A 17,150-nucleotide genomic window follows, 5' to 3' on the forward strand; every position below is an offset into this window, starting at 1 on the left:
GAGCCCAAGGAGCGCAACATGACCCAAGCCGCCAACGACGATCGCCGCTTCAGCGTCCATGCCGATCATGCGGGCCGCCATCACGCGCGCATTGTCCACGAACCCACGTTCGAGGCCGCGGCTGTGGCCTATCTGGAAGACCTGGCCATCGCGCCCGACGAGGACGAGGCCATCCGCGTGATTGTCCGCGACCTCGACGGCGGCGGCGAGCATTGCTTCCGCGTCGACGTCGAGACCGGCCAAACCGCGCCTTGCGGCTGACCGAAACGAATCACCGCGAGCCTCGTTGAGTCCCAGCGCCCCGCCCGCACAGGCGCCGAAGGACAAAGACCATGGCTTACCGCCCCACCTGGCAAGGACATCTCCGCCTCTCGCTCGTGACCTGTCCGGTGGCGCTCTACACGGCGACCAGCAGCGGTGGCGAGGTGCATTTCAACCTGATCAATCCGGAGACCAACAACCGGATCAAGATGGTCACCACCGACCCCGACACCGGGCCGATCGAGCGCTCCAAGCTGGTGAAAGGCTATGAGGTCTCCAAGGGCGAATACATCCTCCTGACCCAGGACGAGATCAACGACGTCAAGCTGGAGAGCACCAAGACCATCGACATCGAGCGGTTCGTGCCGGCCGAGGACATCGATCGCCGCTACTGGGACAATCCCTACTATCTGGCCCCCGACGGCAAGCTGGCCCAGGAGGCCTTCGCGGTGATCCGCGAGTCCATGGCCCGCTCCGGCCAGATCGCCCTGGGCCGTGTGGTGATGTCGACGCGCGAGCGTCTCCTGGCCCTGGAGCCGAGCGGCAAGGGCATCTTGGCCTACACCCTGCGCACCGATGCGGAGGTCCGCGACGAGAAGGAGGTCTTCGGGTCGATCAGCGACAAGGACGCCGATCCGCAGATGATCGCCATCGCCCAGAAGATCATCGAGCAGAAGGAAGGCCCGTTCGATCCCAGCCAGTTCGTCGATCGCTATGAAGAAGCCCTCAAGGACCTGATCAAGGCCAAGCAGAAGGGCCACAAGGTCGCCAAGGTCGAAGAGCCCGAGGACACCAATGTGATCGACCTGATGGCGGCGCTGCGCGCCAGCCTTGGCGGCGACGGCGCCCCGAAGTCCGGCGGCGAGAAGGCCTCGACGGCCCAAGCCTCCAGCAAGGCCGCGGGCAAGACCGCCGCCAAGGCCAAGACCCCGGCCAAGGCCAAGGCAAAGCCCAAGGCGTCCACCGGTCAGGGCCGGACGCGCAAGGCCGGCTAGGTCTCGCCGCCCGCCTCGCGGTAAGCGCGCCGCGCCTTGTCCAGCGCCGCCTCGGCGGCCTTGCGGTCGCGGCTCCAGCGCTGACGCGAGGCGGTCTCCTCGCGCTCCAGAGCCTCCCGCCGCGCCTGGAATTGGGCCTCCTCATCGATCCGCTGTTGGTTGATCGCGGCCAGGGCCTTCTCGGCCGCCGACAACTCCGCACGGTTCGGCGGCGGACGCTCGGGCTGGCGCGCCTTGGCCTTGGGCACGAGCTTGAGGTCGGCCTTCTTGGGCTTGGGCGCATCGGGAACATCCGGCAGACCTGGCTCCAAGCTGAACGGGTCCTTGCTGCCCACCGCCCGCCGCAACGGGACCTCCGGGTGGGCCAGGGCCGCGGCCACGGCGTCGGGATCGTCGATGATCTTGGCGCTGCCTTCGGCGAAGAGGTTCTGGCGTATGCCCCAGGCCTCCAGCGCCGCCTTCTGGCTCGGCGCGGCGACGATGGTGTCGTGAAAGCCAAACTGGGCGCCGAAGACCTTCAGTCGTAGCTTGGAGGGTTTCGCCATGGCCGGCCAGCTCAGACCTTGCCGAGCCGCGCGATGGCGGTCTCGAGCGGGCGTTCTCCGTCGCAATAGTCGTCCCACGCCGTCAGCTTGGGCAGCAAGCCCGGGACGGTGCGCAGCGTGAACTTGGCCGGATCAAGGCCCTTCTTCACCTGGGTCCAGGCGATCGGCATCGACACCGGCGCGCCGGGACGGCCTCGCGGAGAGAGGGGCGCGACCGCGGTGGCCATGCGGTCGTTGCGCAGGTAGTCCAGGAAGATCTTCCCGGTCCGCTTGGCCTTACTCATCACGATCAGGTAGCGATCGGGATCGTCGGCGGCCATGGCCTTGCAGACATCCCGGGCGAAGGCCTTGGCGATGTCCCAGTTGAGCCCTTCGGCCAAGAGCGGCGTGACCACGTGCAGGCCCTTGCCGCCGGTGGTCTTGCAGAAGGCCGTCAGCCCCAGGTCCTGCAAGCGATCGCGCACCTCCCGCGCGCCCTCTATCACCCATTCGAACGGCACGTCCGGCGCCGGATCAAGGTCGAAGACCAGCCGCCCCGGCTGCTCGGGCAGGAAGGGTTCGCTATTCCAGGGGTGCAGTTCCAAGGCCCCGACCTGGGCGGCGGCGACGAGGGCTTCGACGCTGTCGAACTGCAGATAGGGCTTGCGGTCGCCCCAGACGGTGACCTCCGAAATCAGCGAAGACTGTCCCTGGCCGGTGTGACGCTGAAAGAACTTCTGCTGACCCTCGATGCCGTCGGGCATGCGGATCATCGAGCAAGGCCGGCCGCGGAGGTGCTCAATCATCCACCCGCCGACCGCCTCGTAATATCGCGCCAGCTCCAGCTTGGTGACCGGCCGGTCGTCGCCGGCGTCCGGCCACAGCGTCTTGCCGGCGTTGGAGATGGTCTGGCCCATGACAACAGCCGAGCCCCGCGGCGTGACGCTGGCCGCGCCCACCTTGACCGTTCCAATGGCGGGCTTTGCCTTCTGCGCCTTCGGCTCGGCCAGGGGGGTGATCGCCGGCGCCGGCTCGATGGTCTCGACCTCGGCGGCCGGCTTGTCCTCACGCAGGCCCTTGAAGGCGGCCTGGCGTAGTTGGCCATCGGCCGTGAAGCCCTCGTATTCGATCTCGGCGACTAGTTCTGGCCGCACCCAATGAACCTCGCCCTGGCGTCCCGCGCGACTGGGTCCCTCCTTGCCCACGAAGGGCGAGGTCTTGGTCTCCAGCGCCTTCAGCCGAGGCAGGATGACGGCGACCTTGTCGCGCCCGAACCCGGTGCCGATCCGGCCGACATGGACGAGTTCGCCCTCGCGGAACACTCCGGCGATCAGTGAGCGGAAAGCGCCGTTGGTCGTCGTATAGCCGCCGATCACCACCTCGTGGCCGGCCCGGCACTTCGACTTGGTCCAGGCCTCGCCTCGGCCCGAGCGATAGGGCGCGTCCAGACGCTTGGAGACGATGCCCTCCAGGTCCATGCGGCAGGCCGACAGCAGGACCGCGTCCCCGCCGGTGATGAAGTGATCGACATAGCGCAAGGTCGGACCGGAGGCATCGACATGGGCGGCGAGGCGATCCTTGCGTTCGGCGAGCGGCAGATCGCGCAGGTCCTCGCCCGCCTCGAACAGCATGTCGAATACGAAGAAGACCAGAGCCTTGGTGTCGCCCGACGAGATCGCCGCCTGAAGGGCGGCGAAGTCGGGCGCGCCGGTCTCGTCCAGGGCGACGATCTCGCCGTCGATAATGACGTCGCCCAGCATGGCCCCAGCGGCGGTGATTTCCGGAAACTTGGCCGACCAGTCCAGCCCCTTGCGGGTGCGCAAGGTCGCCTGCCCACCGACCGTGCGCAGTTGCATGCGATAGCCGTCGAACTTGATCTCGTGAGCCCAGCCCGGCCCGTTGGGCGGCTTGTCCACGGGCTTGGTGAGCTGGGGCTCGACGAAGTCCGGCAGGGTCTCGACGCGCCTGGCCTTGACGGCCTTGCCGGCCTTCGCAGGCGCGATCAAGCCGGCCGGGGCGCTGTCGTCGCGATCGCTCTGCCAGACCGCGCCGGCCTCGGTTCCCGCGCCGGTCATGAAGGGGGTGGCCGCCCTGCCCTTGCCGTTGGTGATCTCGGCCAGGTTGCGACCCGAGGCGATCGACCGGTCGTCGTCGCTAGGACCGTTGGGATTGCCGACCTCGGCGGCCTCGTCGCGATGCTTGATCAGCATCCAGCTGGCCCGGCCCTTGCTGTCGCGCTTGGTGCGCACGATGACCCAGGAGCCGTGCATGCGCCCGCCTTCCATGACGAACTTCAGTTCGCCCTTGGCCAAGGCCGCGCCGATCTTTTCGAAGCCCTTTTCGGGCGCCCAGTAGCCACGGTCCCACAGCATCACCGTGCCGCCGCCGTACTGGCCCTTGGGGATCGTCCCTTCGAAGTCGCCGTAGTCGAGCGGATGGTCCTCCACCTCCATGGCCAGGCGCCGATCGGCCGGATCGAGCGAAGGCCCCTTGGGGACGGCCCAGGACTTGAACGTGCCGTCGTACTCGAGCCGCAGGTCGAAATGCAGGTGCGAGGCCGCGTGCTTCTGGATCACGAAGCGCAGGGCCTTGGAGGGCAAGACCTTCTTATTGCCCGACGGCTCGGCCGTGCGGGAAAAGTCGCGCATCTCCTGATACTTGGCGAGTTTAGCGGCGGCCATTGGCGGCTCCTTTCAGGAGCCTAACGACCAAGCCGGTCGGGGTGATCCCATGTCGCTCGCCCGCGAGACCCCTGGCCTCCCCGACGCCAGCCCCCCGACCGCCCGCGCGACGGCGTCTGGTGCGGCGTGATGGACCATGTGGCCCACGCCCGGCAGAAGGTCGAAGTTCGCCCGCGGGGCCAGACGGGCCAAAAGGGCGCCATGGACGAGCGGATTGGCGACGACGTCAGCGGAGCCGCAGAGGACGTGCATCGGGATCGCAAGGCCGGGCGCCCTGGCCAGAAGCGCCAGCAGATCGGGCCCCGCCGCCAGGCAATCCTCGCCCACCCGTCGCGTGGCGCCCGCCTCGCCGGCCATCGCGAAGGGAAAACATCGCTCGACCGCTTTTGGCATGGGCTGAGGCAAGAACATCGCCCGCCACAGTAGCGGCAGCAGCGCCGCATCGAGGCCCTCATGCGACCAGCCGGCCAGCCACCCGCCAAAGATCGGCGCGCCGCGCGGTCCAAACAGCAGATGTTCCAGGCGCCATTCGGGAACCACCAGCGGCGAGAGCGCGACAAGGCCGGCAAAGCGCTCGGGTTCCTCCAGGGCCATGGCCAGGGCGACGGCCGCGCCGAAGGAATGGCCGACAAGGACCGCCTTGCCGACGTCCAAATGCGCCAGAGCCTGGTTGAGGATTCGCGCCTGGCGCAGGATGCCCGCCTGGCCGAGCCCCTGGCGCTGGCTCGTCCCAAGGCCAGGGCGATCCAGGGCGATCAAGCGGCGGCCTGGAAGATGGTCGGTCAACGGCAGCAGCATGTCGTCCAGCGACGTCAGCGTCCCGTGGATCAGGACGACGGCGTGTTCGCCCTCGCCTGCCTGCGCATAGGCGATTTCGCCGCCGTCCACGTGGACGGCTCTGCGCTCATAGGGCTCGCCCAGCCGCGCGAGCAGAGACGGCGCCAGGCCTTCGGTGATCATGGCTCACCGCCAAACCGACCGGCGCCGAGGCCTGCGCCGTCGGCCTCGCTTGCCTGCAAGGCCGACGGACCCGGTCACTGGTAGAGGCTCGCGGGGACCTGGCCCCCGTTCTCGGCGAGCTTCTTCATCACCGCCTTATGCAGGGCGATGTTCTGTTCGGCGCTGCCGGCCTCGCGGACATGGACGCCCAACTCTTCGGCCAGGCCCTTGCGCGCCTCCAGGCTGGAGTCGAGCTGCAGCAGCTTCAGGAGGTCGACGATCGAGGTGCGCCAATTACCGCCGCCGCCCTGGATGTCGGCCATCGAGGTCAGCACCGCCTCGACATCCACGGGCGCGGGGGGCGACGCCGCCGGCTGAGGTGTCGGCTGGGGCGCCTGGGGCGTGATCGGCGCCTGCGCCGTTGGAGCTGCGGGCGCCGGCTGGGCCGGGGTCGCCGCGGGCTTGTCGTGGTGGAAGATCTTATCGACGATCCTGGAGAAAAGACCCATCGGCCGCTCCTTGTCTTTTTGTTGAAGGGGTCAGTGCGCGCCGTCGGCGAGGCCCTGGACGTGATCCAGGTGGGCCTTGATCTTGGGGACGGCCTTGGCCGCGCCGGCCTTCAGGCCCGCGTCGTCGCCCTTGTCGGCGTAGCCCTGCATCAGGGTCAGGGCTTCATTGTGGGCGGCTTGCTGCTGGTTCAGGTAGACCTTGTCGAAATCGGCGGGCGCGGCGGCGTTGAGGTTGTCGATCAAACCCTTGCGCCGCTCGTCCAGACCGGTCGGTGCGGTCTTGCCGGCCTTGATGATCAGCGGCTTGAGGGCATTGGAGAGCGCGGTGTGGTCGGTGACCATCTGCTTGCCGAACGCCTTGACCTCAGCCGACTGGCCCTTGGTCTGAGCGATCTGGCCGGCCTCGATCTCGTAGAGGTCGCTGATCACGGCGTTGCTGACGAAGGCGTCGGTGGAGGCCGGCCCGGCGACGGCCGCGGCGGTCCCGACGGCAGTGGAGGTCGCATCCTGGGCGGCGTTGACGGCGGCGTTGCTGGTGCCCGGATCGGCGGGCTTGGGTTCGGCGTCTTTCTTCTGGCAGGCGGCCAGGGAAAGAGCGGCCATAGCGGCGGCGGCCAGCAGGGTGTGTCGGGCCATGGGTCGGCGTCTCCGGGTTGCGATGACCTCCACAACGGGGGCCAAGCCGCGCCGTTCCCCTCCCCCATAGGCGCGACCTCGTCCCGGGCGGTCGCGCACGTCGCGACGAAGCCTCGGACAGCCTGCAAGGGCTCAGTTTATCATCCGCCTGCGGACATGGGCCGCGGCGCGCCGCATCGACTCCGCCTCATGCGTCTTGCCCCAGCCGTCGAGCGTGACGGCGGCAGCCTCGGCTCGGGCGACGATCTCGGCCAGCGACGCGCCCGGGAAGGCGCCGACGAGATGGCCGGCCGCTTCGTCCCAGTCGACCTCGTCCAAAGGATTGCGCGTCTTCATCGGCACAGCTAAGGCCCCTTTCCGAGCGGCGGCAAGGCGGGGCCCGTCTAGAGCACCAGCGCGCTTGACCGCTTACGCCCGCCGACCGGTCGAAAACGCGGCGCGCAGATCGCCGAGCCACGCATGGCGTGGGAGGCCGCTGCATAGGCAATGCCGCGCCAACGGCTTGGCGACGGCGGCGACTGAAGCCTTCGAGCCAACTGTGCGCGAAACCTCTGCGCATTCCTGCAGGTGACCGAGCGGCCCTCACCCGCAAGTCATGATGGATCGCTCCTCCCTTGCAACCCTACCCAGGTTACGCGGCCATGTTGCGAACATCTTGCAAATATAGGCGACCAGGGAACGACCGCTTTTTCCTACCGTTGCCGTGGTGACAGCTTGTCTGGCTATATTCACGGAGATGACGCCATGGCCACCGCCGCCCCCAAACTCGACGCTATCGCGCTGCTGAAGGCCGATCATCGCAAGGTCGAGGAGCTTTTCGCCAAGTTCGAGGCGGCCAAGGGTGACGGCAGGAAAAAGGCGCTGGCCGAACAGATCTGCATGGAGCTGACGGTCCACACCAAGATCGAGGAGGACATCTTCTACCCGGCCTGCGAGGGCAAGGTGGAAGACGATCTGCTCAAGGAGGCTTATGTCGAGCACGACGGCGCCAAGGTGCTGATCGCCGAGATCGAGGCTGGCGGGCCCGACGACGAATTCTACGACGCCAAGGTCAAGGTGCTCTCCGAGATGATCGAGCACCACGTCCAGGAGGAGGAGCAGCGCGTCGAGGGCATGTTCAGCCAGGCCCGCAAGGCCGGTCTCGATATGGACGCCCTGGGCGAGCAGATGGCGGCCGAGAAGGCGCAGCTGATCGCCAACTACAAGGCCGGCGGGCTGCCCGTGCCCGAGACCCCGACCCTGGAAGGCACGACGCTCGCGCAGCACTGATGGACAAGCTCTTCGCCAGGTTCGCGAACGCCACGGCCAAGGCGACGGGCAGTCCCGTCGCCTTTCTCCTGTGCGTCGCGGCGGTCCTGCTTTGGGCCATCAGCGGGCCGGTCTTCAAGTTCTCCGAGACTTGGCAGCTGGTGATCAACACCGGCACGACGATCGTCACCTTCCTGATGGTGTTCCTGATCCAGAACACCCAGAACCGCGACGGTGTCGCCTTGCAGACCAAGCTGGATGAACTGATCCGCGCCTCCGATGCGATGGATGAGTTCATGGGGATCGAGAAGCTCACCGATAAGGAGCTGGAAGCTCTGCACGCCCGTTGCCAGCGGGACGCCGAGCGCAGCGCCAAGATCGCCGCTCGGGCCCACGCCGAACGGACATCGCGGCAAAAGACCAAATCCAAGCCGCGCTCGGCAAAGTCGCCCTCCAAGAGTTCTGCCGAGAGCCGCAGTGGCGCCAAGGCCAAACGGTCATGAACGCGCCTTGCCTCGAGGAAGAACAAGCCGGACCCATGTCCCGGCACGTCGAGGAGACCGTCGACTCCGTCGTGAAACTCCACCGCGACCACGACGGCAAGGCGACGCCGCTCCAACGCGCGATCGACAAGATCACTCTGGCCCTTGGGCGTCCGATGGCCCCGTTGATCCTGCTGGGCGTCATCGGCGCCTGGACGCTTTTCGCCGCCGTACGCGGGGGCGGACGGGTCGATCAGCCCGCCTTCGTGTGGCTTGAGTTAACCGCAACCTTGGCGGCGCTCGTGGTGTCGATCCTGATCCTGGTCACCCAGCGGCGAGAGGATCAACTCGCCGATCGCCGCGCCCAGCTGACCTTGGAGGTGGCGCTCCTGGCGGACCGGCGGAGCGCCAAGATCATCGAACTGCTCGAAGCGCTCCGTCGCGACGAGCCCGGCGTCGCCGATCGAATCGACGCGGAGACGAGCGACATGGCCAAACCGGCGGACCCCGAAGCCATGGCCGCCTCGATCGATCGCAAGGACGATTAGCTGACGACGGCGGCGACAAAGCTTGCGCGGACTATGCCGCCGAAGGCTCGTGGCCGCCAACCGCGCTCGTCGGGCGCTTCCAGGCACGAGATCGTCGGCCAAGACCGAACGCCAGCGCGGTTCAAGTGTTTCCACATGTCCACACGGGGGCTGCCGAATGCGTGATCCGTCCAAGCCTCGCCGCGCCAGAACCAAATCCTACGACGGGCCTGCTGGCGGTTACGGATCGTTGATAGGGCTGGCCAAGGTCGCGGTGGCGCAGTCCGTCCCCGCGATCGAAACCGGACGCCAACTCCTGCGGCAGAACAAAGCCGATGGGTTTGCCTGCGTCAGTTGCGCCTGGCCCAAGCCCGCAAAGCCTCACCCCGCCGAGTTCTGCGAGAACGGCGCCAAGGCCACCGCCTGGGACCTGACGTCCAAGCGCTGCACGCCGGACTTCTTCGCGCGCCACACCGTCCGCGAACTGCTGGACTGGAGCGACTATGACCTGGAGCAGGCTGGGCGCCTCACCCATCCGATGCGCTACGACGCCGCCGCCGACCGCTATGTGCCTTGCGCCTGGGCCGACGCCTTCGCGGCGATCGGCGCGAGCCTGAAGTCGTTAGACCCGACCAAGGTGACCTTCTACGCCTCCGGTCGAGCCAGCCTCGAGACCTCCTACATGTGGGCGCTGATGGCGCGTCTCTATGGCAGCCAGAACCTGCCCGACAGCTCCAACATGTGCCATGAGTCGACCTCGGTGGGCCTCAAGCAGAGCGTCGGCTCGCCGGTCGGCACGGTGCTGCTGGAAGATTTCGCCGCGGCCGACGCGATCTTCTTCTTCGGCCAGAACGTCGGCTCCAACAGCCCGCGGCTGCTGCACGATCTGCAGGAGGCCGCTCGGCGCGGCGCGCGGATCGTGACCTTCAATCCGCTGAAAGAGCCGGGTTTACAGCGCTTCAAGAACCCGCAGTCGCCGTTCCAGATGCTGACTGGCGACCAGACCCGCATCAGCGAGCAATACCACCAGCTCAGGGCCGGCGGCGACCTGGCCGTGCTGACGGGCCTTTGCAAATGGCTGATCGAAGCCGACGCCCAGGCGGCGCGCGACGGCGCCCTGCCCCTCCTCGACCACGGCTTCATCGCCGAGCACACCCAGGGGTTCGAAGCCTTAGCCAGCTTCTGCCGCGACGCCGCCTGGCCCGACATCGAGCGCGAGTCGGGGCTGGCCCGCAGCCAGATCGAGACGGCGGCGCGGACCTACGCATCCGCCCCGGCCGCCATCGTCGTCTACGGCATGGGCCTGACCCAGCACGTGCTGGGCGTGCAGAACGTCAACATGGTCTGCAACCTGCTGCTCCTGCGGGGCAATATTGGCCGGCCAGGCACGGGGCCCTGCCCGGTGCGCGGCCACTCCAATGTTCAGGGCCAAAGGACCGTGGGCGTCACCGAGAAGCCCGAGCTGGCCCCGCTGGACATCCTCAAGGCGCAGTATGGCTTCGAGCCGCCGCGCCAGAAGGGTTGGAACACTGTAGAGGCCTGTGAGGCGCTTCTGCGCGGCGAGATGACCGGTTATGTCGGTCTCGGCGGCAACTTTCTGCGGGCCGTGCCCGACAGCCCGCGCATCGAGGCCGCCTGGCGCCGGCAGGCCCTCACCGTGCAGATCGCCACCAAGCTCAATCGCAGCCACCTGATCTGCGGCCAGATCGCCTATCTCCTGCCCTGCCTCAGCCGAATCGAGCGCGACGACCAGGCCACCGGCCCGCAGACAGTTTCGGTGGAGGACAGCTCCAGCTGCATTCACGCCTCTTTCGGAGACCGCACGCCTGCCAGCCCGTACTTGTTGTCGGAGTCCGCGATCGTGGCCGGCATCGCCAAGGCCGCCCTGGCCCCCAATCCCAAAGTCGACTGGGACGCCTGGCTTGGCGACTACGCGCTCGTCCGCGATGCGATCGAGGCCACCTATCCCCAATGGTTCAAGGGCTTCAACGCCCGGTTCCGCCAGGCTGGAGGCTTCCACCGCCCCAACAAGGCCAGGCAGCGCGACTTCACCGAGGCTCCGGGCGGAAAGGCCAATTTCATCCAGCCCAGCAGCCTATCGGCGACGGGCTTTGCCGATGCCCAGGACGTCTTCCGACTGATGACCCTGCGCTCGAACGACCAGTTCAACACCACCGTCTACGGCTTCGACGACCGCTTCCGGGGCGTCAGCGGAGGCCGCGATGTGCTCTTCATCAACCGTAAGGACATGATGCGTCTTGGCCTGGCGGAGGGCCAGCGCGCCGCGCTGCAGACCGTGGCGCAGGACGGCGTCGAGCGCCGGCTGGGCGGACTTCGCATCACCGCCTACGACGTCCCGAGCGGCTGCCTGGGAACCTACTATCCCGAATGCAATGTGCTCGTTCCCCTGGACCACCATGCCCAAGGCAGCAAGACGCCCGCCTCCAAGAGCGTGCCGGTGCGGATCGTGCCCGATCCGCCATCCCCTGGCGCACCAGCTAGCTGACCTCGTCGGCCGCCGCCGGCTCGTGCAGCGGGCAGCCGGTGCGCGTGAGCCGAAATTCCTGCGAGGCCTCGTAGACGGCCTTGCGAACCCGCATGATCGAGCCGAGCGGCTGGTGAGCGGCCAGGCCATGCCAGGGACTGAAGGCCAGCGCGTCATTGATCCTGGGCGTGCGCGCCGCGTCCCAGCTGGCCTGGGGCCCGACGACCAGCCGCGCCACCGGCAGGTAGGGGCTCTTGTCCTCGGGCCAAGGCGTGTGGCTGTCCTCGATCGGCATCGCCTCGGCGTCGGTGCGCAGCTGGACCACGACCTCCCACTCGCCGCCATTGGCCGCGAAAAAGGCGCTGACCGCTTCGCGCAGGCCATCCGGCCTTGCCTTCAGGTCTACCGGAGCATCCGTCAAAGCGGTCAGCGCCGGCGCGATCGGCCGCACGCCGATCTTGGCCACGTAGTCGCCAAAGCGGATCGGCGCCTGGCTGAAGAAACTTTCGCCCAGGATGTGGGTCAGCGGATGTCCCCCGAGCGACTTCAGGGTCGCGCTTTGGCCACCGGCGGCTTCCACCACGGTTTCGGCCCCGCGGAGGGCCGCCGAAAGCACCTTTTTGAGCCCTTCGGCCTTGTCGGTCGTGGCCGCCAGGAGCTTGACATTGGCCAGGAACATCTTGGCCTTCGGCGTGCTGAACGCCTTGCCGTTGACGAGCACGAAGTCCTGCGTTGAGGCCCCCTCGGACCCCGGAAGCCGCGGGCCTTGTGCGCCGAACACCTTGATGGCCAGCCCGCGCGGCGTCGACACGCTGTCGTCCAGGATGTCGCCCGGCGCGGTTGAAAACCGCATCACGACGTCATGACTGCCGGCCTCGGCAAACAGCCCCTGGGCCAGGACCGACGGCAGGCCCTGAGGCACCACCAGTTGTCCACGAACAATGCCATGGGTCTTGGCGTGAACGCCCCGCAGGGCATGGCCGCCATCTTCGTAGGTGATCTCGGCGATCTTTCGCATCTGCTCGATCAGCCCCTGCGTCGTCTCGGCTTCGTCTTTTTCGGGCTCCTCGATCGAGGGCGCGTAGGCGAGCGGGTGAACAGGAGGATCAAACAGCATGGCGCGGCTCCGGGTGATGGCGCCAAGCCAACCCCTGGCTCAAACAACCGTTCCGTTCTCGTGCAACCGCCGACCCTGCCAGGGGTTGTTGGCCTACCGCCACGTCGCGCGGCGCAGGGGACATGATGACGGCCGACCTTCACCCCGCCGCCGTGCCGGTGGCGATCACTATCAATGGCCGGGCCTATGAGTTGCGCGTCGACCCGTGGGTCACGCTCCTGGATCTCCTTCGCGAGCAACTGGGCCTGACCGGTTCCAAGAAGGGCTGCGACCATGGCCAGTGCGGCGCGTGCACCGTTCTGATCGACGACAAGCGCATCAATTCCTGCCTGGTGCTGGCCGTCACCAAGCATGGCAGCGCCGTAACCACGATCGAAGGGGTGGGCGCGCCCGGCGACCTGCACCCCCTGCAGCAAGCTTTCGTCGAGCACGACGCTTTCCAATGCGGCTATTGCACGCCCGGTCAGATCTGCTCGGCCCTGGGCCTGATCGCCGAAGGCCAAGCCAAAACCCGCGACGAGGTCCGCGAGCTGATGAGCGGCAATCTCTGCCGTTGCGGGGCCTACACCAACATCACCGACGCCATCGTCGATGTGATGGAGCGGGCCGCTGCGGCCTGCGGCCGGGAGGATGCGGCGTGAACCGCTTCGACTACCTCCGCGCCGCCACCCTCGACGAGGCCATTGCGGCCCTGAGCGCCGATCCAGGCGCCAAGGTGATCGCCGGCGGCACCAATCTCGTCGATCTGATGAAGTATGACGTGGCCAAGCCCTCGCGGGTCGTCGACATCACCCGGCTGCCACTCGACGCCATCGAGGAGCGCGCGGACGGCGGCCTGCGGCTGGGCGCACTGGCGACCAACGCTGACACCGCTTACGATCCGCGCGTCAAGGCCCGCTATCCATTGCTGGCCAGCGCGATCCTGGCCGGCGCGTCCGGCCAGCTGCGCAATGCCGCCACCACGGGCGGCAACCTGCTTCAGCGCACCCGGTGCTACTATTTTTACGACCCCGGCGTGGCCTGCAACAAGCGCGAGCCCGGGTCAGGGTGCCCAGCGATCGGGGGTGTCAATCGGATCCACGCCGTGCTCGGGGCCAGCGAGCAGTGCATCGCCGTTCACCCCTCGGACATGTGCGTCGCCATGGCGGCGCTGGACGCCCGGATCAATGTCGAAGGCCCGCAAGGCCCCCGTGTCATCGCCTTCGAGGACTTCCACCGCCTGCCAGGCGACAGCCCTCATATCGACACCACGTTGCAGCCGGGCGAAGTCATCACCTCGGTCGATCTGCCGCCGGACGACTTTGGTCCTCACTACACCTATCTGAAACTGCGCGACCGCCTGTCCTACGCCTTCGCGCTGGTATCGGTGGCCGCCGCCCTCAAGATTGAGCGGGGCTGCATCGCGGAGGTAAGGCTGGCTCTGGGCGGCCTTGCCCATAAGCCCTGGCGCGATCGACACGGCGAGGCTTCGCTGGTTGGTAAAATCCCTGATCGCGCGAGCTTCCAGGCGGCCGCCGATCAGATTCTGGCCGGCGCCGTCGGCCAGGGGCACAACGATTTCAAGATCGACCTGGCGCGCCGGGCTATTGTCCGCGCCCTCGCTCAGGCGGCGGCGGGGACCCCGCAGTCGCAATCGGTCAAGCGGGTGAACTAGTATGAGCGCACAGGTCGCCCGCACAGGTCAGCCGATCAGCCGCGTCGACGGCCCGCTCAAGGTGAGCGGAACGGCCCATTACGCCGCCGAATATGCCGTGCCGGATCTTCTCCATGCCGTCGTCGTGGACTCCACCATCGCCAAGGGCCGCATCGTCGCCATCGATGCTTCGGCCGCCCTGGCCCTGACCGGCGTGGTCTCGGTGATCACCCACGACAACCGGCCGCATGTGGCGCAGCTACGCTATGCTTACAAGGACACGGTCGGACCGCCCGGCGGTCCGTTCAAGCCCCTGTTCGACGACAAGGTCCATTTCGACGCCCAGCCGATCGCGGTCGTGGTCGGCGAGACCTATGAAGCGGCTCGCGACGGCGCCGCCCTGGTCAGGGTGACCTACGAACGAGAGCCCCACCAGACCGACTTCTCCGCAGTCCTGGACCAGTCCTACAAACCCTCTCTGCCGCGTATCGCCATCGCCCGCCCGCCCAAGCCACGTGGCGATGTCGAGGCCGCGACAGCCCAGTCGACCTTCAAGATCGCCCAGACCTGGAAGAGCGTCGCCGAGCATCACAATCCCATGGAAATGTTCGCCACCACCGTGGCGTGGGAGGGCGAGGGCAAGATCACCGTCTATGACAAGACGCAAGGCTCGCAGAACGTTCAGCTCTATCTGAAGCAATCCTTGGGCTTCAAGCTCAAGAACGTCCGGGTGGTCAACACCTATGTCGGCGGCGCCTTCGGCTCGGGTTTGCGGCCACAGCATTCGGCGTTCCTGGCGACCCTTGCGGCCAAGGCCCTTAGACGCTCGGTGCGGCTGATGTTGACCCGCCAGCAGATGTTCAGCCTGTGCTACCGGCCCGACGCCGCCCAGGATCTGGCCCTGGCCTGCGACGAGGCGGGCCGGCTGACCGCCGTGCGTCACCACGCCGTCTGCGCCACCTCGCCTTTCGAGGATCACCAGGACGTCACTGTCAATTGGTCGGGCATGGCCTATGCCTGCCCCAGCGCCCACCTGACTTACGAGCTGGCCAAGGTCGACACCTGCACACCGTCCGACATGCGCGCGCCCGGCGCGGCCACGGGCCAGTTCGCGCTGGAATGCGCCATGGACGAGCTGGCCTATGCGGCAGGCATCGACCCCCTGGAGCTTCGCCGCCGCAACTTCGTCGACCACGATCAGAACCTCGACAAGCCCATCACCAGCAAGGCGCTTGAGGCCTGCTACGAGCAAGGCGCGGCCGCCTTCGGCTGGTCGCGGCGCAGCATGGCGCCAGGGTCGATGCGCGAGGACCACGAGCTGATCGGCTGGGGGATGGCCGGCGGCGTCTGGGACGCGCGCATGGCCCCGACCCCGACGCGCGCGCGCGTCACCTTGAGCGCCGATGGCGGCCTGGAGGTGGCGGCCGCCGCCAGCGACATCGGCACGGGCACCTATACGATCCTGGCCCAGATCGCAGGCGAGGCCTTCGGACTGCCGCCGGAACGCGTCACCGTCCGGCTCGGCGACTCCACCCTGCCCTTCAATCCCGTCGAAGGCGGCTCGTGGATGGCGGCCAGCACCGGCGCGGCCGTCCAAAAGGCCTGTGACAGGCTGAAAGCCGCATTGTTGAAGGCGGCGCGCAAGCAAGAGGGCGTTCGCCACCTGAAGGCGGACCAAGCCCGTTTCGATCAGGGCTTGCTCATTCACCCCGGCCTGCCGACCGGCGCCATTGCCCTGGCCGGTCTGCTGGCCGCTGCCGACATGGCCAGCCTGGCCGCGACGGGTACGGCGGTGATGGATATGATCGGAATGCTCAAGCACATCAGCTACACGCACTCGGCCGTCTTTGCCGAGGTTCGGGTCGATGAGGAGCTGGGCGTCATCCGCGTCACGCGGGTCGTCAGCGCGATCGCCGCAGGCCGCATCCTCAATCCCAAGACCGCCCGCAGTCAGATCCTGGGCGGTGTGGTCATGGGCCTTAGCCAGGCCCTGCACGAGGAGGCGCTGACCGATCATCGCCTGGGCCGGCTGATGAACCACAACTTCGCCGAATACCACATTCCAACCAACGCCGACGTCGAAGAGATCGAGGTGATCTTCGTCGAGGAGCAGGACCCCAAGGCCAGCCCGCTAGGCGTCAAGGGCGTGGGCGAGATCGGCATCGTGGGCGTGGCTGCGGCGATCAGCAACGCGGTGTTCCACGCCACTGGCAAGCGCGTTCGCGATCTACCGATCACGATCGACAAGCTTATGGTTTCGTCGCCGGGCAGCGAGAACCCGGGCGCCTGCTAGGTCAACGCTTGGCCAATGAGACGGCGTGATCCAAAGCCACGCCAAGGCGTTGACCCACTTCACGGAGCGGGTTGATGCTGGATTCCAACGACTACGAGCTGGCCCGACTGATTGTGGAGAACGCCCGCGACTACGCCATCTTCACAATGGATGGCGAGGGCCAGATCACGCGCTGGAGCAAGGGCGCCGAAAATGTTCTAGGCTATACGCACGCCGAGGCCGTCGGGATGAATTTCGCGACCCTGTTCACCGCGTCGGACAGAGAGGCAGGATCGGACAAGACCGAGCTTGAGAGGGCCTTGGTCCTAGGCCGGGCCGAAGACACGCGCTGGCATCTTCGCCGATCCGGAGAGCGCTTCTGGGCCAATGGCGTTACCATGGCCATAGAGACCCCCGGCTCCAAGGGTCTCCTAAAAATCCTGCGCGATGAAACACCCGCCAAGTTGGCGGAGGACCAACGGATCCTCCTGCTGAACGAGCTCAATCATCGCATCAAGAACACCCTGGCTGTCATCCAATCCATCGCCGAGCAGACATTGCGCACGCGCTCGGGCGACGATCAGGCCCGCCGCAGCCTGGTTGACCGCATCATCGCTGTCTCCCAGGCCCACGACGTCCTGGTCGAACAAAACTGGGCGGGCGCGGATCTCGCCGTGATCGTTCGCCAAGCCCTCGCCCCGCATCGTTCTGGAGGCGCGTTGGTCACCATGGACGGCCCCGAAGTCCGCCTGGGCTCGCAGCAGGCGGTTTCCATGTCTCTGATCGTGCATGAGCTGGCGACGAACGCCATCAAGTACGGCGCCTTGTCGACGTCTGCAGG

At 67.2% G+C, this 17,150-nt stretch carries 16 protein-coding genes and 1 pseudogene; 10 read left to right on the forward strand and 7 right to left on the reverse strand.

Features of this window, described 5'->3' with window-relative positions; all coding sequences use genetic code 11:
* Nucleotides 1-18: 18 nt before the first annotated feature.
* Entirely contained in the window at nt 19-261 is a 243-nt protein-coding gene (locus C1707_RS21180) for a DUF5961 family protein (protein WP_101714675.1), read from the forward strand.
* A gap of 71 nt (nt 262-332) precedes the next feature.
* Complete coding sequence (ku, locus tag C1707_RS21185) at nt 333-1,256, forward strand: non-homologous end joining protein Ku (RefSeq protein ID WP_101714674.1); 924 nt, start codon at nt 333-335, stop codon at nt 1,254-1,256.
* On the opposite strand, the gene C1707_RS21190 is transcribed toward ku, so the two are convergent.
* The 6 genes from C1707_RS21190 to C1707_RS21215 form a co-directional block, all read right to left on the reverse strand.
* The gene (locus C1707_RS21190; RefSeq protein WP_101714673.1) at nt 1,253-1,801 is read right to left on the reverse strand and encodes an efflux RND transporter periplasmic adaptor subunit; all 549 of its coding nucleotides are present in this window, start codon (nt 1,799-1,801) and stop codon (nt 1,253-1,255) included. The two genes, ku and C1707_RS21190, sit on opposite strands and share 4 nt — an antisense overlap.
* An 11-nt stretch (nt 1,802-1,812) precedes the next feature.
* Complete coding sequence (gene ligD, locus C1707_RS21195; protein ID WP_101714672.1) at nt 1,813-4,461, reverse strand: DNA ligase D; 2,649 nt, start codon at nt 4,459-4,461, stop codon at nt 1,813-1,815.
* A gap of 12 nt (nt 4,462-4,473) precedes the next feature.
* Nucleotides 4,474-5,421 carry an alpha/beta fold hydrolase gene (locus C1707_RS21200; RefSeq protein ID WP_101714671.1) on the reverse strand — a complete coding sequence of 316 codons (948 nt, stop codon included), beginning with the start codon at nt 5,419-5,421 and terminating at the stop codon, nt 4,474-4,476.
* Between the two features lie 74 nt (nt 5,422-5,495).
* Nucleotides 5,496-5,909, reverse strand: a complete 414-nt coding sequence (locus C1707_RS21205) for a DUF3597 domain-containing protein (protein ID WP_101714670.1) — start codon at nt 5,907-5,909, stop codon at nt 5,496-5,498.
* A 30-nt stretch (nt 5,910-5,939) separates the two neighbouring features.
* Complete coding sequence (locus tag C1707_RS21210) at nt 5,940-6,545, reverse strand: DUF4142 domain-containing protein (protein WP_101714669.1); 606 nt, start codon at nt 6,543-6,545, stop codon at nt 5,940-5,942.
* 132 nt (nt 6,546-6,677) lie between these two features.
* On the reverse strand, nt 6,678-6,881 hold the full coding sequence (locus tag C1707_RS21215; RefSeq protein WP_101714668.1) for a hypothetical protein: 204 nt from the start codon (nt 6,879-6,881) through the stop codon (nt 6,678-6,680).
* Between the two features lie 408 nt (nt 6,882-7,289).
* On the opposite strand from C1707_RS21215, the gene C1707_RS21220 reads away from it, so the two are divergent.
* The 4 genes from C1707_RS21220 (at nt 7,290) to C1707_RS21235 (ending at nt 11,308) form a co-directional block, all read left to right on the forward strand.
* A complete protein-coding gene (locus tag C1707_RS21220; RefSeq protein ID WP_101714667.1) occupies nt 7,290-7,814 on the forward strand; it encodes a hemerythrin domain-containing protein in 525 nt (174 codons plus the stop codon).
* Entirely contained in the window at nt 7,814-8,296 is a 483-nt protein-coding gene (locus tag C1707_RS21225; protein WP_101714666.1) for a low affinity iron permease family protein, read from the forward strand. The genes C1707_RS21220 and C1707_RS21225 overlap by 1 nt, the downstream gene beginning before the upstream one ends.
* A 35-nt stretch (nt 8,297-8,331) precedes the next feature.
* Nucleotides 8,332-8,823, forward strand: coding sequence for a DUF1003 domain-containing protein (locus C1707_RS21230; RefSeq protein ID WP_164467426.1), 492 nt, complete (start codon nt 8,332-8,334; stop codon nt 8,821-8,823).
* A 157-nt stretch (nt 8,824-8,980) separates the two neighbouring features.
* Nucleotides 8,981-11,308 carry an FdhF/YdeP family oxidoreductase gene (locus C1707_RS21235; protein WP_101714664.1) on the forward strand — a complete coding sequence of 776 codons (2,328 nt, stop codon included), beginning with the start codon at nt 8,981-8,983 and terminating at the stop codon, nt 11,306-11,308.
* Here C1707_RS21235 and C1707_RS21240 read toward each other — a convergent pair.
* Nucleotides 11,301-12,404, reverse strand: a complete 1,104-nt coding sequence (locus tag C1707_RS21240; RefSeq protein WP_101714663.1) for a catalase family protein — start codon at nt 12,402-12,404, stop codon at nt 11,301-11,303. The genes C1707_RS21235 and C1707_RS21240 overlap by 8 nt on opposite strands.
* Nucleotides 12,405-12,526: 122 nt before the next feature.
* Here C1707_RS21240 and C1707_RS21245 point away from each other — a divergent pair, with 122 nt between their 5' ends.
* The 4 genes and pseudogenes from C1707_RS21245 to C1707_RS26845 all read left to right on the forward strand — a co-directional run.
* Entirely contained in the window at nt 12,527-13,045 is a 519-nt protein-coding gene (locus tag C1707_RS21245; protein WP_101714662.1) for a (2Fe-2S)-binding protein, read from the forward strand.
* On the forward strand, nt 13,042-14,058 hold the full coding sequence (locus C1707_RS21250) for an FAD binding domain-containing protein (protein WP_101714661.1): 1,017 nt from the start codon (nt 13,042-13,044) through the stop codon (nt 14,056-14,058). Before C1707_RS21245 ends, C1707_RS21250 begins: the two co-directional genes overlap by 4 nt.
* Nucleotide 14,059: 1 nt before the next feature.
* Nucleotides 14,060-16,330 carry a xanthine dehydrogenase family protein molybdopterin-binding subunit gene (locus tag C1707_RS21255; RefSeq protein ID WP_101714660.1) on the forward strand — a complete coding sequence of 757 codons (2,271 nt, stop codon included), beginning with the start codon at nt 14,060-14,062 and terminating at the stop codon, nt 16,328-16,330.
* A 74-nt stretch (nt 16,331-16,404) separates the two neighbouring features.
* Nucleotides 16,405-17,040: pseudogene (locus tag C1707_RS26845) on the forward strand (HWE histidine kinase domain-containing protein); the annotation flags it as partial.
* Nucleotides 17,041-17,150 lie beyond the last annotated feature (110 nt).

Origin of the sequence: Caulobacter flavus (genome assembly GCF_003722335.1) — a bacterium.
GTDB lineage: Bacteria > Pseudomonadota > Alphaproteobacteria > Caulobacterales > Caulobacteraceae > Caulobacter > Caulobacter flavus.